This window comes from Streptomyces albofaciens JCM 4342 (assembly GCF_008634025.1).
GTDB classification, from domain to species: Bacteria; Actinomycetota; Actinomycetes; order Streptomycetales; family Streptomycetaceae; genus Streptomyces; species Streptomyces albofaciens.
Map to the genome: position 1 here is coordinate 2,413,962 of NZ_PDCM01000001.1, position 15,871 is coordinate 2,429,832.

Genomic DNA, 15,871 nt, shown 5'->3' on the forward strand with positions numbered 1-15,871 from the left:
CGGTGCAATTAACCCGCTCTGAGGAGGAGGGCCGGTGGAGGACTACCAGCGCATCGCCGACGCCGTCGCGGCCGACATCACCGCCGGGCGGCTGCGCCCCGGCGACCGGCTCGCCACCCAGCGCGCCTTCGCCCGCGCCCACGGCATCGCCAACTCCACCGCCACCCGCGTCTACCGGGAACTGGCCCGCCGCGGGCTGACCGTCGGCGAGGTCGGCCGCGGCACGTACGTACGCGCCGCACAGCACAGCCCCGGACCCGCGCTGGCCGAGCCCGCCGACCCGGCCCGCCGCCCCCGCGTCAACCTCGAACTGAACTACCCCGAGGTCCCCGAGCAGGCCGCCCTCCTGGCCCAGGGCCTGGCGCCCCTGCTGCGCCCCGACGTGCTGAGCGCGGCCCTGACGGTGGCCCCCGCCACCGGCTCCCCGGCCGCTCGCGAAGCCTGCGCCGCCCTCCTGGCCCGCGGGGACTTCCGGCCCGACCCGGACGGCCTGCTGTTCGCGGGCAACGGGCGCCAGGCCATCGCCGGCGCGCTCGCCGCGCTGGTGCCGCCCGGCGGGCGCCTGGGCGTCGAAGCGCTCACATATCCGCTGGTCAAGTCGGTCGCCGCCCGGCTGGGCGTCACCCTCGTACCACTGGCCGGCGACGCGTACGGACTGCTGCCCGACGCCGTACGGGCCGCCCACCGCGGCGCCCCGCTGCACGCCGTCTACCTCCAGCCGACGCTGCACAACCCGCTCGGCGTGACCATGCCGGCCGAGCGCCGGGCCGAGCTGGCCGACACCCTCCGCGCGCTGGACCTGTGGGCCGTCGAGGACGCCGTCTGGTCCTTCCTGCTCGACGACGACCGGCAGGCCGGCCTCCCGCCGCTGGCCGCGCTCGCCCCCGAACGCACGCTCCTGATCGACAGCCTCTCCAAGCGCCTGTCGCCCGGCCTGACCGTCGGCCTGGTCCTGGCGCCGCCCGCCCGCGCCGAGCGGGTCGCAGCGGCTCTGCGCTCCGGCGGCTGGACGGCCGGCGCCTTCGCCCTGAACGCCACGGTCCGCTGGCTGCGCGACGGCGCGGTCACCGCGATCGTGGAGGCCAAGCGCCGGGACGCCGCCGCCCGGCAGGCCCTCGTCCGCGAGCGGCTGGCCGGATTCCGCGTCCATGCCGACCCGGCCGCCTACTTCGCCTGGTGGGAGCTGCCCGCGCCGTGGCGCGCCGAGACCTTCCTCGCGGCCGCCGCGCGGCGCGGCATCGCCGTCACACCGGCCGCCGCGTTCGCCGTCGGCCCGGAGGGCGCGCACGGCGCCGCGCCCGCCCCGAACGCCGTCCGCGTCGCCCTCGCGGCCCCCGCCGCCGACGAGCTGGCGTACGCGCTGGCCGCGCTGGCCGCCATCGCCCGGGGCACCCCCGAGGACTCCGTACCGGACTGAGGCCGTGCGCGGGCGCGCCACCGGGCCGGCCCCGCGCCCCCCGGCGGTCCACGAACAGTGGGACCTTCGTCTCACATCCCGGTCGGCGAGCTGGACCCCTGTCCTGACCCCGTAAAGTTTGACGCGTGACCGTGAACGCTGAAATCCACGCCGGTGGCAACACCTGGCGAGACCTGCCCGCGGCGCAGCAGCCCGAATGGCCGGACCAAGAGGCTCTGCGCGATGTGATCGCCGAGCTGGAGTCCTATCCGCCGCTCGTCTTCGCCGGCGAGTGCGACCAGCTGCGTGAGCGCCTGGGCGCGGTCGCCCGGGGCGAGGCGTTCCTGCTCCAGGGCGGCGACTGCGCGGAGGCGTTCGACGCCGTCTCGGCCGAGCACATCCGCAACAAGCTCAAGACCCTGCTCCAGATGGGCGCGGTCCTCACGTACGCCGGGTCGGTCCCGGTCGTCAAGGTGGGCCGGATCGCCGGCCAGTACAGCAAGCCGCGCTCCAAGCCGACCGAGACCCGCGACGGCGTGACGCTGCCGACCTACCGCGGCGACTCCGTCAACGGCTTCGAGTTCACCGCCGAGGCCCGCATCCCGGACCCGCAGCGCCTGAAGCGGATGTACCACGCCTCCGCCGCGACGCTGAACCTGGTGCGCGCCTTCACCACCGGCGGCTACGCCGACCTGCGCCAGGTGCACGCCTGGAACCAGGACTTCGTGAAGTCCTCCCCGTCCGGGCAGCGTTACGAGGCGCTGGCGCGCGAGATCGACCGGGCGCTGAACTTCATGAACGCCTGCGGGGTGGACCCGGAGGAGTTCAAGACGGTGGAGTTCTACTCCTCCCACGAGGCGCTCGTGCTGGACTACGAGTCCGCGCTGACCCGTACGGACTCCCGTACCGGCAAGCTGTACGACGTGTCGGGACACATGGTCTGGATCGGGGAGCGCACCCGCCAACTGGACGGCGCGCACATCGAGTTCGCCTCCCGCATCCGCAACCCGATCGGCGTCAAGCTGGGCCCGACGACGACCGCCGAGGACGCGCTCACCCTCATCGAGCGCCTCGACCCGGAGCGCGAGCCGGGCCGGCTGACCTTCATCACCCGCATGGGCGCGGACAAGATCCGCGACAAGCTGCCCGAGCTGGTCGAGAAGGTCACCGCCTCCGGCGCCAAGGTCGCCTGGATCTGCGACCCGATGCACGGCAACACCTTCGAGGCCGCCTCCGGTCACAAGACCCGGCGCTTCGACGACGTGCTGGACGAGGTCAAGGGCTTCTTCGAGGTGCACAAGGGCCTCGGTACGCACCCGGGCGGCATCCACGTCGAGCTGACCGGCGACGATGTCACCGAGTGCGTCGGCGGCGGCGACGAGATCTTCGTCGACGACCTTCACCAGCGCTACGAGACCGCCTGCGACCCGCGGCTCAACCGCAGCCAGTCGCTGGACCTGGCGTTCCTGGTGGCGGAGATGTACCGGGACCAGTAGCCCGGCGGGGCCCGCGGACGCTCGATGGGGCGCGGATCACAGGGATCCGCGCCCCATCGCCGTTGTTACCGCTCTTCCGTCCCGGGTAAGGTAAGGGTAACCTCACCGCGGAACAGGTCGACGGAGGTGACCCGCGTGTACGTCTGCTCGTGCTTCGGCATCACGGAGCAGCAGGTCCGTGACCACGCGGAATCCGGCGCCTGCACCCCGCGCCAGATAGCCTCCGCCTGCAAGGCCGGCACCGACTGCGGCGGCTGCGTACGCCGCATCCAGGCGCTGCTCGGCCGGGGCGCATGCCCCCGGCGCGAGCTGATCGACCAGGGCGCGCCGGAACCGCTGGGCGCCGAGGCGCCGACCGCCGCCGGAGCGCGCGGAACCTACGGCACGACCGGCGCGGTCCCGGAGACGCTGCCCGACGCCCTGCCGGAAGCGGCCTGACATCGGCCCGGCCGTGGCCTCGCAGGAACGGTTTGCCGGGCCGCCTCAGCTGTCCGGCTGCTCGATGACCTGGGCGATGTAGAGCGGCTCGCCCAGCTTCTCGACCAGATCGAGCTGGGTGTCCAGATAGTCGATGTGGTGCTCCTCGTCGGCCAGGATGCTCTCGAAAATGTTGGCCGACGTGATGTCCCCCTTGGCCCGCATCAGCTCGATCCCCCGCTTGAGCCGGTCGATCGCCTCCACCTCGATCTGCCGGTCCGCCTGGAACATCTCGGTGACCGTCTGCCCCACCCGGACGTGGAAGAGCCGCTGGTAATTGGGCAGCCCGTCCAGGAAGAGAATGCGGTCCGTGAGGATCTCCGCGTGCTTCATCTCGTCGAACGACTCGTGCCGGGTGTACTTGGCCAGCTTGTGCCAGCCGAAGTTCTCCTGCATCTTCGCGTGCAGGAAGTACTGGTTGATCGCGGTCAGCTCGGCGGTCAGCTGCTCGTTGAGGAATTCGATGACCTCGGGGTCGCCCTGCATGACGGCGGGCTCCTTCCACGCGGGTACTGGCAGGTGCCGCGCATCCTTGCACCGTCGCGCGCGGGGCGTCCAGTAAGTGCACGCTTAGTACGAGTTGCCCGAATCGCTGCCGCCCTGGTCACCGGCACCCCCGAGGGTCTGACACCATGGGGAGCATGGGTCAGCCCGAAAGCCGCGAAGCGGAGCATCCTCAGCTGCCTCCGGGGCAGCGACTGCAACGGGGATGGCCGGTCACGCATTACGGCCCGGTGCCGAAATTCCGGCCGGAACGCTGGGAGTTCCGGGCTTTCGGCGCCACCGCGGACGGCGACAAGCACTGCTGGACGCACGAGGAATTCTCGGCGCTGCCCTATACCACCGTGGCCGCCGACATGCACTGCGTCACGAAGTTCAGCATGCTCGGCGCCGAATGGGGCGGCGTGTCCACCCGTACCATCCTCGATCTCGCGCCACCGGCCCCGGATGTCACCCACGTGATGGTGTGGGCCGAATACGGATTCAGTTCGAATCTGAAACTGGCCGATTTCGCCGACGCCAAGTGCCTGTTCGCCACCCACCGCTCCGGCGAACCGCTCACCGCCGAGCACGGCTTCCCGGTCCGGCTGATCGTCCCGCACCTGTACGCCTGGAAAGGGCCCAAATGGGTGCGCGGCATCGAGTACATGACGGCCGACCGCCGCGGCTTCTGGGAGGAGCGCGGCTACCACAACCTGGGTGACCCGTGGCGCGAGCAGCGCTACTCGTACCAGGAGGAGCCGGGGGACGGGCCGGAGCTGTAGCGCGCCCGGCCGTCCGGCGGCCGTCGCGGCCGGTCCGGGAACGGCCGGAAACCGGGCCGCGCTCAGTGGTGGCGGTGTGCTACGGCGTGTCCCTTGCCGCGGGAGATCATCCAGCGGTTCACCGGCGTGGTCACGACGAAGGCCAGGACCAGTGACAGGGCCAGCGTCCACCAGAAGAGGGCGTCGGACAGCGCGGCGTCCAGCGCTCCGGGGACGAGCGCGATCACACCGTTGTCGATCAGCTCCATGACCGCGATGGACAGCGTGTCGGCGGCCAGCGCGACCCGTACGGCGGTCCGCAGGCCCAGTCCGGAGCCGAGCACACCGCGCAGTGTGAGGGCGTAGCCGAAGACGAAGGCGAGCACCACCGCGAGCACCATCGTGGGGGCGTTGTGCCAGCTCAGGGCCGTACCGACGACCATGCCCAGGATCTCGCCGAGGGCGCAGCCGGTCAGGCAGTGCAGCGTGGCGCGGGCCGCGGCGCCCCAGCCGGACGCCGCGTGCCCGCCGTGCTCGTGCTCGTGCTCGTCGTGTGCCTGGTGCATCGGTACGCCAGGCTGCCACCTCAGGCCGGGTGCCGCAGCTCCTTCAGGCGCGCCACGTCCGCCGCGTGGCCCTCCTTGCCGCCCGGTGTCTCGATCACCAGCGGCACGCCCGGCGTGGCCGGGTGCCGGAACAGCTCGCCGAACGGGTCCGCGCCGATGTGCCCGGAGCCGATGTTCTCGTGGCGGTCCTTGTGGGCGCCGACGACGTCCTTGGAGTCGTTGGCGTGGATCAGTTTCAGCCGTCCCTCGCCCACCGTGTCGACCAGCTCGTCCAGCAGCGCCTTCGTCCCGCCGGGCGCCGCCATGTCGTGCCCGGCCGCGAAGGCGTGGCAGGTGTCCAGGCAGACGCCCAGCTTCGGGTGCCGGTCCAGCGCGTCGAAGTACGGGCCCAGGTCCTCGGCCAGCGCGCACAGCGACGCGCCCTGCCCCGCCGTCGGCTCCAGCAGCAGCCACGGGTCGTCGTCGTGCGTCAGCTCGTCCAGCAGCGGGCGCACCCGCTCGCGTACCTGCGCCAGCGCCTCCGCGCGCGGCCGTCCGCCGGTCGCCGAGCCGGTGTGCACCACCACGCCCAGCGCGCCGATCGCCCGGCCGCGCAGCAGCGAGTGGCGCAGCGAGACCACGGACTTCTCGACCGTCTCCGCGTTGTGCGAGCCGAAGTTGATCAGGTAGGGGGCGTGCACGTACGCCGGGATCGCCGCCTGCTCGCACGCTTCCCGGAACGCCTCGTCCTGCTGCGGGACACCGGCCGGGGTGGCCCAGCCGCGCGGGTTGGCGACGAAGACCTGCACGGCCTCGCCGCCGATGTCACGGGCGTACGGGATGCCGGTCTTGGCCAGGCCGCCGGCCACCGGCACGTGGCTGCCGACCGGATTGCGCTCACGGGCGTGCTGCGGGGAGGGGGAAGTGCTCACCCGTCAAGGGTGCCAGGTGCGCGGCGCCCGCCCGGCGCGCGGGCGGGCGTCCTTGCTCACAGTGGGCGCGCGGGGCGGCGGTTCACACGCGGCCGAGCCCGCGCGGGCACATGTACCGCGCGCCCGCGTCCACGCCGGTGCCCGCCGCACGCCTCGCGCCCGCGCTCACAGCGCGCTCTCCAGCCGGATCGTGATCCTGCTGCCCTTGGCCGCCTGCGCGCCGCCCGCCACCGACTGGCTCTCGACCTTGTCGCGCGGGAACAGGAACGGCTTCTTGACCTCGACCTCGAAGCCCGCGCCGGTCAGCGCCTGCTTGGCCTCGTCGGTGCTCTTGCCCGTCACGTCCGGGACGGTGACCATCTCCGGGCCCGAGGAGAGCGTGAGCGTGACGGTGTCGCCCTTGCCCTGTTTGCCGCCCTGGCCCGGCGACTGCCGGGCGACCTTGCCCGCCTCGTGCGGCGAGTGCACCGTACCGTCCGCGATCTTCACCTCGAAGCCCGCGCCGCGCAGCGTGGCCTCGGCGTCCGCCCGGTCCCGGCCGGTCACGTCCGGCACGTCCACCGCGGCGCCCCGGCTGACGGTCAGCGCGACGGCGGTGTCCGGGCGGCGCTTGCTGCCCGCCGCCGGGTCGGTGGCGATCACCGAGCCCTTGGCGACCTCGTCGGAGAACTCCTTGCGCACCGTGCCGACGGTCAGCCCCAGGTCCCGCAGCTTGCGCTTGGCGTCGGCGACCGGCGTGCCCGCCAGTTCGGGCACCTGGACGATCTCCGGGCCCTTGGACAGGGTGATGGTGACCGTGCCCGTACCGCGGATGCGCTTGCCGTTCTCCGGGTCGGTGGCCATGACGTGGCCGCGCTCCACGTTCGGGCTGAAGGCGCGCTTCACCTCCACGTTCAGGCCCTCGGCCCGCAGCGTCCGCTCCGCCTTCTCCTGTGTCATGTCCAGGACGGCCGGGACGGTGGTGAACTGGCCGGAGTTGATGTACCAGACGCCCGCTCCCACCCCCAGGACGAGCAGCACCGCCGCCACGACGGAAACGGTCTTGCGCCGGGCCCGCAGCAGCCCGGCCACCGCCCCGGACCGGGCCGGGGCGGCCGGCCGCAGCCGGGTGGTCGCCTCGGCCGCCGAAGCCGGATCCGCCGGCGGCAGCTCCAGCCGGCTGGTCCGGTTCAAGGGCTCCTCGGAGGGCAGCGGCGCTTCCAGCGGCAGCGGCGGCTGCACGGCGACCGGCCGCGGCAGCACGCTCGTACGGTCCTCGGAGCCCGCGCCGGAGCCGCCCTCCGGCACCTCCCTGGCCTGCGGCGGCACCGCGTCCAGCTGCGCGTCGGTCAGGTCGGCGCGGACCGTGCGGGCCTGCGCGAGCAGCGTCACCGCGTCCTGCGGGCGCAGCTCGGGGCGGCGCGCGGTGGCCGCGGCGACCAGGTCGTCGAGCTGCGGCGCCAGCTCCGGCGCGTACGTGGACGGCGGCGGCACGTCCTCGTGCAGGTGCTGGTAGAGGACCTGGGCCGCGCTGCCGCCGGCGTGCGGCTTGCCGCCGGTCAGCATCTCGAAGAGCACGACACCACAGGCGTACACGTCCGCGGGCGGCCCCGCGCTGCCCTCCTCGATCTGCTCGGGCGCCAGGTAGGAGACGGTGCCCAGGACCGAGCCGGTCGAGGCGGTGGTGCTCGTGCCCACGGTCCGTACGAGACCGAAGTCGGCCACCTTGACCCGGCCGTCGTCGCCGATCAGCACGTTCTCCGGCTTCACGTCGCGGTGCACCAGCCCGGCCCGGTGGGCGGCGCCCAGCGCGGCCAGCATCGGCTCCAGGATGTCCAGCGCGGCGCGCGGCTGGAGGGCGCCGCGCTCCCGCAGTACGTCGCGCAGCGTGCAGCCCGCGACGTACTCCATGGCCAGGTACACATACGTACCGTCGGTGCCCTGGTCGTACACGCCGACGACATTGGGGTGGTCGAGGCGGGCCGCGGACTTCGCCTCGCGGATGAAGCGGTCGACGAACGCGGCGTCGGCCGCCAGCGACGGGTGCATCACCTTCAGGGCGAGCACCCGGTCCAGCCGGGTGTCCATGGCCCGGTAGACCGTGGCCATGCCGCCGGCGGCGATGCGCGCCTGCACCTGGTAGCGGCCGTCGAGCAGCTGCCCGACCAGGGGGTCCTGAAGGGTCGTATCCACGGCAGAGGAGTCTACGAGCCGCTGCTGTGATGACCCACGCCCCGCCTGCCACCAGCGCCTTTCTGCGACCGAACGGTGACAGGGACGGGCCGCGGGCCGGACCGGTACGCGCCGGACGTCCGTTTCGCCGGGCACGGGCGGCAGCCGCCGGGCGACACTCCCGTACGGGTGCCGCCCGTACGGGAATGCCGCCCGTCGCGCCTCAGAAGGCGGGCCGCTCCGGGTCCAGCACGGCGACGCCCTCGGTGGGCGAGGAGGCCTCCGCGTAGTGGCGGCGCGGTATCCGGCCCGCCCGGTACGCCAGCCGGCCGGCCTCGACCGCGTGCCGCATCGCCTCCGCCATCAGGACGGGCTCCTGCGCGCGGGTCACCGCGGTCGCCAGCATCACCCCGGCACAGCCCAGCTCCATGGCGAGCGCCGCGTCCGAGGCGGTGCCCGCGCCCGCGTCCAGGATCACCGGGACCCCGGCCCACTCGGTGATCAGCTGGAAGTTGTGCGGGTTGCGGATGCCGAGGCCGGAGCCGATGGGGGCGCCCAGCGGCATGATCGCCGCGCAGCCCACGTCCTCCAGCCTGCGGGCGAGCACCGGGTCGTCGTTGGTGTACGGCAGCACCGTGAACCCGTCGTCCACCAGGGTCTCGGCGGCGTCCAGCAGCTCGATGGGGTCGGGCAGCAGGGTGCGCTCGTCGGCGACCACCTCCAGCTTGATCCAGTCGGTGCCCAGCGCCTCGCGCGCCAGCCGGGCGGTCAGCACGGCCTCGCCGGCGGTGAAGCAGCCGGCCGTGTTCGGCAGGACGCGGATGCCGTGCCGCTGGAGGACGGACAGCACCGAGCCCTGCACGGTCGGGTCCAGACGGCGCATGGCGACCGTCGTCAGCTCCGTACCGGAGGCGAGCAGCGCCCGTTCCAGGATGTCCAGGCTGGGCGCCCCGCCCGTGCCCATGATCAGACGGGAGTCGAAGGCGGTGTCGGCGATGGTGAAGAGATCGTCGGCCATGGCTGCGGATCAGCCTCCCTGGACCGCGGTGAGGACCTCGACGCGGTCGCCGTCGCCGAGCGGGGTGGCGGGCCACTGGCCGCGCGGCACCACCGTCTCGTTGACGGCGGCGGCCACGCCGCTGGAGGCCGTGGTGAGCCCGGCGACGAGCCGGTCCAGGGTGAGCCCGCCGGGGATCTCGCGGATCTCGCCGTTCACGGAGACGCTGATGGACGTGCGGACGGTCATGCGGGCTGCTCCTGAGGGGCGGGGACGGGCGTGGGCGTGGGCGCGGCGCCCGGCCGGGCACCGTACGGCTGCGGCGGGAAGCGGTCCGGCGCGAACGGCAGGGCCTCTTCCGGCAGCGGGCCGCCGGTCAGCGCCGCCGCCATCACATCGCCGGTGACGGGCGTCAGCAGCACGCCGTTGCGGTGGTGGCCGGTGGCCAGCAGCAGGCCGGGCAGCGCGGTCGGGCCGAGCAGCGGCGCGTTGTCGGGCGAGCCGGGGCGCAGCCCGGCGAGGGTCTCGACCAGCGGCAGCTCGGTGATGCCGGGCACCAGTTCATGGGCGTCCCGCAGCAGTTCGTAGACCCCGCCCGCGGTGACGGTGGTGTCCCAGCCGAGTTCCTCGGTGGTGGCGCCGACGACCAGCTCGCCGTCCTCGCGCGGTACGAGGTAGAGCGGGCCGCCGCGCACCACGGCCCGTACGGTGCGGGACAGGAACGGGACGCCGCCGGGCAGCCCGCCGGGCATGCGCAGCCGCAGCACCTGGCCCTTGACCGGCCGGACCGGCGGCAGCACGTCCTCGGGAACGCCCGCCAGCTGCCCGCTCCGGCTGCCCGCGGCGAGCACGACCTGCCCGGCCGCGACCCGGCTCCCGTCGGCCAGTTCCGCGCCGGTGGCGCGGCCCCGCCCGACGGTCAGCCGCTCGGCGGTGGTGCGGTGGAAGGCGACCCCGGCCCGCTCGCAGGCGGTGAGCAGCGCGGCGGCCAGCCGGCGCGGATCGACCTGGTGGTCCCCGTCCACCCGCAGGCCGCCGCGCACGCCCGGCGCGAGCATCGGCTCCAGGCGCCGGCACTCGCGCCCGCTCAGCCACTCGGAGTCCAGTCCGCTGCGGAGCTGGAGGGCGTGCAGATCGCGCAGAAGGGCGCGGTCGTCGGAGTCCAGCGCGACGGCCAGCGTGCCGCACCGGCGGTAGCCGAGGTCCCGGCCGCTCGCCTCGGTCAGCTCGGCGGCGAAGTCCGGATAGCGGTGCGCCGAGGCGAGGTTCAGGCCGAGCAGTGTCTGCTCGCCGTAGTGCAGTTCGGTGACGGCGGCCAGCATGCCGGCCGCCACCTGGGCGGCGCCGCCGCCGGGCGCCGGGTCGGCGACGGCGGTGCGCAGCCCGCGCCGGGCCGCCCGCCAGGCCGTGACCAGTCCGATGATGCCGCCGCCGATGACGAGTACGTCCGGGGACGTCGGTACCGAAGCGGGCACCGAGGTCCCCGCGGACGGCTGTACAGGTGGATGCATGGGCGTCCAGCCCCTCCCTTCGCCGGCATGACCCGGATCAGGTTCGTACGGTCGGAGGCCGCAGCAGCCTCCCTCTCAGCCCGGTGCGTCCGGGCTCCCGCGAGTGCGTTCCCCGCAACCCTAGTACGGGCCGCCGACGCGCCGTAAGGGAGCGCCGGAGCCGGGGAACGGGTCAGGGAAGCGGGGCGCCGCGCGGCCACCCGAGGGTGACCGGCCGTGACGTTGTGTCATAGATCTCGTTGCGCGCATCTCGGGGTCGCGCGACACGCCGTCCTAGAGTGATCGGGTGACCGAGCAGACGCAGCCCCAGGACCCCGCCCCCGCGCGCCCGGGCGGCGAACCCGCCGAGCGCGCCGCCGAACGCGCCCGGCGCGTCGTCATCGTCGGCGCCGGCCTGGCCGGTGTGCAGACCGCCGTCGCCCTGCGCGAGCAGGGCTGGCGCGGAGTGATCACGGTGCTCGGCGACGAGCCGCACCGGCCGTACGACCGCCCGCCGCTGTCCAAGGCCGTGCTGCTCGGCAAGGCCGACGGCTCCACCTTCGACGTGGACTTCGAGGCGCTCGGCATCGACCTGGTGCTGGGCCGGCACGCCACCGGGCTCGCGCCCGCCTCGAAGGTGGTCGAGACCGATGCCGGACCGGTCCCGTACGACCATCTGGTGATCGCGACCGGTGCCGAACCGGTCACCCTGCCCGGCTGCGACGGCCTGCCGGACGTGCATGTGCTGCGCACCATCGACGACGCCGAACGGCTGCGGCCCGTGCTGGCCGAGCAGCGCGAGGTCGTGGTGGTCGGCGCGGGCTGGATCGGCGCGGAGTTCACCACCGCGGCACGCGAGGCGGGCTGCCGGGTGACCGTCGTCGAGGCCGCCGACCGGCCGCTGGCCGGGGCGCTGCCCGCCGAGGTGGCCGCCCCGATGGCGGCCTGGTACGAGGACAGCGGCGCCCGGCTGCGCATCAACGCCCGGGTCGCCGCCCTCACCGAGGGGACGGTCACGCTCGCCGACGGCGCGACGCTCGCCGCCGACGCGGTCGTGGTCGGCATCGGCGCCCGGCCCGCTACCGCCTGGCTGGCCGGCTCCGGCGTCGAACTGTCGCCCGAGGACCGCTCCGTACTGGCCGACGAGCGGCTGCGCACCTCGCTGCCCGACGTGTACGCGGTCGGCGACTGCGCCTCCTTCCCGTCCGCCCGCTACGGCAGCCGCCTGCTCGTCCACCACTGGGACAACGCCCTCCAGGGCCCGCGCACGGTCGCCGCCACCATCGTCCGCGGCGCGGCCGAGGGCCCGGTGTACGACCCGGTCCCGTACTTCTGGTCCGAGCAGTTCGGCCGCTTCGTGCAGTACGCCGGGCACCACACCGGGGCCGACGAGACGGTCTGGCGCGGTGACCCGGAGAGCGCGGCCTGGTCGGTGATCTGGCTGCGCGACGGCGTGCTCGTCGCGCTGCTGGCGGTGGGCCGGCCGCGCGACCTGGCGCAGGGGCGCAAGCTCATCGAGCGGGGCGCGGCGCTTGACCGGCGGCTGGCGGCGGACGCGTCCGTACCGCTGAAGTCGGCGGCGGTCTGAACGGCTGAAGGAGGGGGCCAATCCGGCTGAAGGAGGCGGCCGACCCGCTGGCGGCGGCGGTCCGGGGCCCGGTGACGGGCTCGGCCAGGGGCCTCGGCCGGTCTCTCGTACGGGTGCCGGCCTGCACCGATGGCGATGCCCCGCTACCGGCTGTCAGTGGGAGGTGGCAGGCTTGTCCCGTGACCGAGATTGACGCAAAGATCGATGGACTCGTTCCCGCCTGGCTCACCCTCCCCGACATCGCCGAGATGATCGGCGTCGAGGTGACGCGTGTGCGGCAGCTGGTGAAGGAGGGCCAGCTGATCGCGGTGCGCCGTGGCGAGAACCGTGCCCTTCACGTGCCGGCCGACTTCATCAAGGACGGCAAGGTCGTCAAGGGGCTCGTCGGGACGCTCACGCTCCTGCGGGACGACGGCTTCACCGACGAGGAGATGCTGGAGTGGCTCTTCACCGCCGACGAAACCCTGCCCGGCACCCCCGCCCAGGCCCTGCGTGAGAATCGCGGTACGGAGGTGAAGCGCCGGGCCCAGGCGCTCGCCGTCTAGCCGCGCCCGACCCGCACGCGGCCGCGGGTGACGCCCGCGGCCGTCAGCCGTCGCCGCCGCACCCGCGGCCGCGACCGTCTTCGCACCACGAGGGCGTACGGGCCGGAAGGCCCGGCCCGTACGCCGCCAGACCTGGGGGGACCCGCCCGATGACCACCGCACGCCACGCCCTGTCCGACGCCCGGCTCTACCTGTGCACGGACGCCCGCAAGCGCCAGGGCGACCTCGCGCAGTTCCTGGACGCGGTGCTCGCGTCGGGCGTGGACATCGTGCAGCTGCGCGACAAGGGCATGGAGGCCGGCGAGGAGCTGGCCCACCTGGAGGTCTTCGCGGACGCCTGCCGCCGGCACGGCAAGCTACTGGCGGTCAACGACCGCGCCGACGTCGCGCACGCCATCGGCTCCGACGTCCTGCACCTGGGCCAGGGCGACCTGCCGGTGCCCGCCGCCCGCGCGATCCTCGGCGACGACGTGCTGATCGGCCGGTCCACCCACGCCGAGGCGGAGGTGGACGCCGCGCTGGCCCAGCCCGGCGTGGACTACTTCTGCACCGGCCCGTGCTGGCCCACCCCGACGAAGCCCGGCCGCCACGCCCCCGGCCTGGACCTCGTCCGGTACGCCGCCGCGCGGCACCCCGAGCGCCCCTGGTTCGCGATCGGCGGTATCGACGCGGGCAACCTGGACGAGGTGCTGGCGGCGGGCGCCCGCCGGGTCGTCGTCGTACGGGCGGTCACCGAGGCCGAGGACCCGGGCGCCGCCGCGGCCGACCTGGCCAAGCGGGTGCGCGCGTACGGGGTGTGAGCGGGTGCGTGTCCACGGGGTGTGAGCGGGCTGTACGGGAGCTCCGGCTGGACGCGAGATGGCCGTCCGGTGTCCAAGGCGTGGACCGGAATGCGGCTATCCGGGCATTTCGTCGGGGCTGGTTGGTGTGCGCCGCACCGCTGGATAATCTGCACGTATGGCCCTTGGCACAGCTTCCACCAGGACTGATCGCGCGCGGACCGTGCGCGACCTGCTCGCTTCCGGCAAGCAGTCGTATTCGTTCGAGTTCGCCGCCCCGAAGACGGAGAAGGGCGAGCGGACGCTGTGGAACGCCATCCGCCGCATCGAAGCCGTCTCACCGACCTTCGTCTCGGTGACCTACGGCGCGGGCGGCACCTCCCGCGAAGGCACCGTGCGCGCCACCGAGCGGATCGCCACCGACACCACCCTCACCCCGGTGGCCCACCTGACCGCCGTCAACCACTCGCTGGCCGAACTGCGCAACATCATCGGGCAGTACGCCGACGCCGGCATCCGCAACATGCTCGCGCTGCGCGGCGACCCGCCCGGCGACCCGATGGGCGACTGGGTCCAGCACCCCGAAGGCGTGCTGTACGCCGCCGAACTGGTCCGGCTGATCAAGGAGTCGGGCGACTTCTGCGTCGGTGTGGCCGCCTTCCCGGAGATGCACCCGCGCTCGACCGACTGGGACACCGACGTACGGCACTTCGTCGACAAGTGCCGGGCGGGCGCGGACTTCGCGATCACCCAGATGTTCTTCTACGCCGAGGACTATCTGCGGCTGCGCGACCGGGTCGCCGCCGCGGGTTGCGAGACGCCCATCATCCCGGAGATCATGCCGGTCACCAACGTCCGCCAGATCGAGCGGTTCGCGCAGCTCAGCAACGCGGCTTTCCCGCCGGATCTGGCCGAGCGCATCCTCGCCGTCAAGGACGACCCGGCGGCTGTACGCTCCATTGGCATCGAGTACGCGACAGAGCTGTGCGCGCGCTTGATGGCCGAGGGAAGTCCCGGGTTGCACTTCATTACCCTGAACCACTCCACGGCGACGCTGGAAATCTACGAGAACCTGGGGCTGCACCAGCAGTCCTGACGGCGGTTTGCCGCACCACGCCGTCCGTGGGGCGGCGGAAGAGGGGCGTATATGGGCTGGGTGGTCCTGTACATCGCGTTTGCCTGTGTCGCGCTCTGGCTCCTCGGCGAAGTGCTGCTCCAGTACAAGGCCCGGCTGCAGTGGCGGCTGCTGGCCTTCACCGGCTTCCTCGGCGTGGTCGTCGGTGTCGTCATCCCGTCGGTGATCGTCATAGCGGTCGGCGCCATCGCCTTCGCCGTCGGGCAGACCTACGTCACGCTCTCCTTCCGCAGCGGCTATTCCGACGGCTGGTCGCTGCGGAACAAGCGCGGTGACGGCGGCAAGCGCGGTGACAACCGGCGGCGCCGGGCCCGGGGCGGCGGCCGGGCCGCGGCCGCCGGTCCGACGCTCCGGGTCTCCGGCCTGGAAGCCGGCCCGGCCACGGAGAGCGCGGGCGCCGGGGGAGCGGACGGCGCCCCGGCACCGGCCCCGGTGGCCGGCGCGGACGCGTACGACGGCATGGACCCCTTCGCCCCGCAGGACGGCTTCCCGGCCGGGACCGGAGCCCAGGACGGCTACGCGGGCACCGACTCCACCGAGGTCTACGCGCCCCAGCCGATCCCCGAGGAAACCGGCCAGTACGGCATATACAGCTCCGACGCGCGCCCGCAGCAGCCCGGCTATGCCTCGTACGACGGCTACCAGGACTACGGCCAGGGCGGTTACGGCTACGACGGCGGTTACGGGGGTGCCGCCGCCCAGGGCGGGCAGGACGCCTACGCCGACCACTACAGCGCCTACGGCACCGGCCAGGAGAGCCAGGACCAGAGCCAGGACCCCGGCCAGACCCACGGACAGGGGCCGGGCCAACAGGCGCCCTACTCCGACCCGTACCTCGGCTCGCAGCAGTACGCCGCGCAGTACGACCCGTACGAACAGCCCGACGCCTTCGGGGGCTCCCCGGCCTACCCGGGACAGCAGTACACCGGCGCGCAGGACCCGGCACAGCCCTCGTACGGCGAGACGCCGCCCGGCGGGGTGTGGGTCCCCCAGCAGCGCGGCAACGAGCCCGCCGCCGAGCAGCCGTACCCGCCCTACCAGCCGCCGCAGAACCAGGGCTTCGACGGGCAGCAGTACCGCTACTGAGCGGGGAGCG

The 15,871-nt window shown here is 73.6% G+C and carries 16 protein-coding genes and 1 riboswitch; of the genes, 9 read left to right on the plus strand and 7 right to left on the minus strand.

From position 1 onward, the window contains the following. Positions 1-34: 34 nt before the first annotated feature. From CP973_RS10920 to CP973_RS10930, 3 genes are all read left to right on the plus strand, one after another. Positions 35-1,417: an aminotransferase-like domain-containing protein gene (locus CP973_RS10920; RefSeq protein ID WP_150239714.1), complete on the plus strand. Its 1,383-nt coding sequence runs from the start codon at positions 35-37 to the stop codon at positions 1,415-1,417. Between the two features lie 125 nt (positions 1,418-1,542). Further along, entirely contained in the window at positions 1,543-2,892 is a 1,350-nt protein-coding gene (locus tag CP973_RS10925) for a class II 3-deoxy-7-phosphoheptulonate synthase (RefSeq protein ID WP_030593119.1), read from the plus strand. A gap of 135 nt (positions 2,893-3,027) precedes the next feature. Then, the gene (locus CP973_RS10930) at positions 3,028-3,330 is read left to right on the plus strand and encodes a (2Fe-2S)-binding protein (RefSeq protein WP_150243431.1); all 303 of its coding nucleotides are present in this window, start codon (positions 3,028-3,030) and stop codon (positions 3,328-3,330) included. 45 nt (positions 3,331-3,375) lie between these two features. Here the strand turns inward: CP973_RS10930 and bfr are convergent, their stop codons facing one another. Continuing rightward, entirely contained in the window at positions 3,376-3,855 is a 480-nt protein-coding gene (gene bfr / locus CP973_RS10935; protein WP_003983710.1) for a bacterioferritin, read from the minus strand. A 155-nt stretch (positions 3,856-4,010) separates the two neighbouring features. Here bfr and CP973_RS10940 point away from each other — a divergent pair, with 155 nt between their 5' ends. After that, positions 4,011-4,634 (plus strand): sulfite oxidase-like oxidoreductase, encoded by a 624-nt coding sequence (locus CP973_RS10940; RefSeq protein ID WP_425281954.1) that lies wholly within the window; start codon positions 4,011-4,013, stop codon positions 4,632-4,634. Between the two features lie 62 nt (positions 4,635-4,696). Here the strand turns inward: CP973_RS10940 and CP973_RS10945 are convergent, their stop codons facing one another. The 6 genes from CP973_RS10945 to thiO all read right to left on the minus strand — a co-directional run bounded on the left by CP973_RS10945 (position 4,697) and on the right by thiO (position 10,749). Then, positions 4,697-5,179 carry a DUF4396 domain-containing protein gene (locus tag CP973_RS10945; RefSeq protein WP_150239719.1) on the minus strand — a complete coding sequence of 161 codons (483 nt, stop codon included), beginning with the start codon at positions 5,177-5,179 and terminating at the stop codon, positions 4,697-4,699. Between the two features lie 20 nt (positions 5,180-5,199). Then, on the minus strand, positions 5,200-6,090 hold the full coding sequence (locus CP973_RS10950; RefSeq protein ID WP_150239721.1) for a deoxyribonuclease IV: 891 nt from the start codon (positions 6,088-6,090) through the stop codon (positions 5,200-5,202). A 165-nt stretch (positions 6,091-6,255) separates the two neighbouring features. Beyond that, positions 6,256-8,262 carry a Stk1 family PASTA domain-containing Ser/Thr kinase gene (gene pknB, locus CP973_RS10955; RefSeq protein WP_150239723.1) on the minus strand — a complete coding sequence of 669 codons (2,007 nt, stop codon included), beginning with the start codon at positions 8,260-8,262 and terminating at the stop codon, positions 6,256-6,258. Between the two features lie 202 nt (positions 8,263-8,464). Further along, positions 8,465-9,259, minus strand: coding sequence for a thiazole synthase (locus CP973_RS10960; RefSeq protein WP_150239725.1), 795 nt, complete (start codon positions 9,257-9,259; stop codon positions 8,465-8,467). Positions 9,260-9,268: 9 nt separating this feature from the next. Further along, positions 9,269-9,487: a sulfur carrier protein ThiS gene (thiS, locus tag CP973_RS10965; protein ID WP_150239727.1), complete on the minus strand. Its 219-nt coding sequence runs from the start codon at positions 9,485-9,487 to the stop codon at positions 9,269-9,271. Continuing rightward, positions 9,484-10,749: a glycine oxidase ThiO gene (gene thiO, locus CP973_RS10970; RefSeq protein ID WP_150239729.1), complete on the minus strand. Its 1,266-nt coding sequence runs from the start codon at positions 10,747-10,749 to the stop codon at positions 9,484-9,486. The genes thiS and thiO overlap by 4 nt, the downstream gene beginning before the upstream one ends. Then, a riboswitch (TPP riboswitch) is annotated at positions 10,747-10,860 on the minus strand. It overlaps the preceding gene by 3 nt. A gap of 175 nt (positions 10,861-11,035) precedes the next feature. Between thiO and CP973_RS10975 the strand changes: the two genes are divergently transcribed. The 5 genes from CP973_RS10975 to CP973_RS10995 all read left to right on the plus strand — a co-directional run bounded on the left by CP973_RS10975 (position 11,036) and on the right by CP973_RS10995 (position 15,861). Beyond that, complete coding sequence (locus tag CP973_RS10975) at positions 11,036-12,316, plus strand: NAD(P)/FAD-dependent oxidoreductase (protein ID WP_425281955.1); 1,281 nt, start codon at positions 11,036-11,038, stop codon at positions 12,314-12,316. A gap of 179 nt (positions 12,317-12,495) precedes the next feature. Beyond that, a complete protein-coding gene (locus tag CP973_RS10980) occupies positions 12,496-12,861 on the plus strand; it encodes an Rv2175c family DNA-binding protein (RefSeq protein WP_150239731.1) in 366 nt (121 codons plus the stop codon). Positions 12,862-13,010: 149 nt separating this feature from the next. Further along, entirely contained in the window at positions 13,011-13,661 is a 651-nt protein-coding gene (gene thiE / locus CP973_RS10985; RefSeq protein WP_150239733.1) for a thiamine phosphate synthase, read from the plus strand. A 157-nt stretch (positions 13,662-13,818) separates the two neighbouring features. Then, positions 13,819-14,736: a methylenetetrahydrofolate reductase [NAD(P)H] gene (gene metF, locus CP973_RS10990; protein WP_150239735.1), complete on the plus strand. Its 918-nt coding sequence runs from the start codon at positions 13,819-13,821 to the stop codon at positions 14,734-14,736. Between the two features lie 51 nt (positions 14,737-14,787). Then, positions 14,788-15,861 (plus strand): hypothetical protein, encoded by a 1,074-nt coding sequence (locus tag CP973_RS10995; protein ID WP_150239737.1) that lies wholly within the window; start codon positions 14,788-14,790, stop codon positions 15,859-15,861. Positions 15,862-15,871: the final 10 nt, after the last annotated feature.

Coding starts and splice junctions, on each gene's coding strand:
- thiE (WP_150239733.1), top strand. CDS start 13,011: ATGACCACCGCACGCCACGCCCTGTCCGACGCCCGGCTCTACCTGTGC.
- metF (WP_150239735.1), top strand. CDS start 13,819: ATGGCCCTTGGCACAGCTTCCACCAGGACTGATCGCGCGCGGACCGTG.
- CP973_RS10960 (WP_150239725.1), bottom strand. CDS start 9,259: ATGGCCGACGATCTCTTCACCATCGCCGACACCGCCTTCGACTCCCGT.
- CP973_RS10995 (WP_150239737.1), top strand. CDS start 14,788: ATGGGCTGGGTGGTCCTGTACATCGCGTTTGCCTGTGTCGCGCTCTGG.
- bfr (WP_003983710.1), bottom strand. CDS start 3,855: ATGCAGGGCGACCCCGAGGTCATCGAATTCCTCAACGAGCAGCTGACC.
- CP973_RS10940 (WP_425281954.1), top strand. CDS start 4,011: ATGGGTCAGCCCGAAAGCCGCGAAGCGGAGCATCCTCAGCTGCCTCCG.
- thiO (WP_150239729.1), bottom strand. CDS start 10,749: ATGCATCCACCTGTACAGCCGTCCGCGGGGACCTCGGTGCCCGCTTCG.
- CP973_RS10945 (WP_150239719.1), bottom strand. CDS start 5,179: ATGCACCAGGCACACGACGAGCACGAGCACGAGCACGGCGGGCACGCG.
- thiS (WP_150239727.1), bottom strand. CDS start 9,487: ATGACCGTCCGCACGTCCATCAGCGTCTCCGTGAACGGCGAGATCCGC.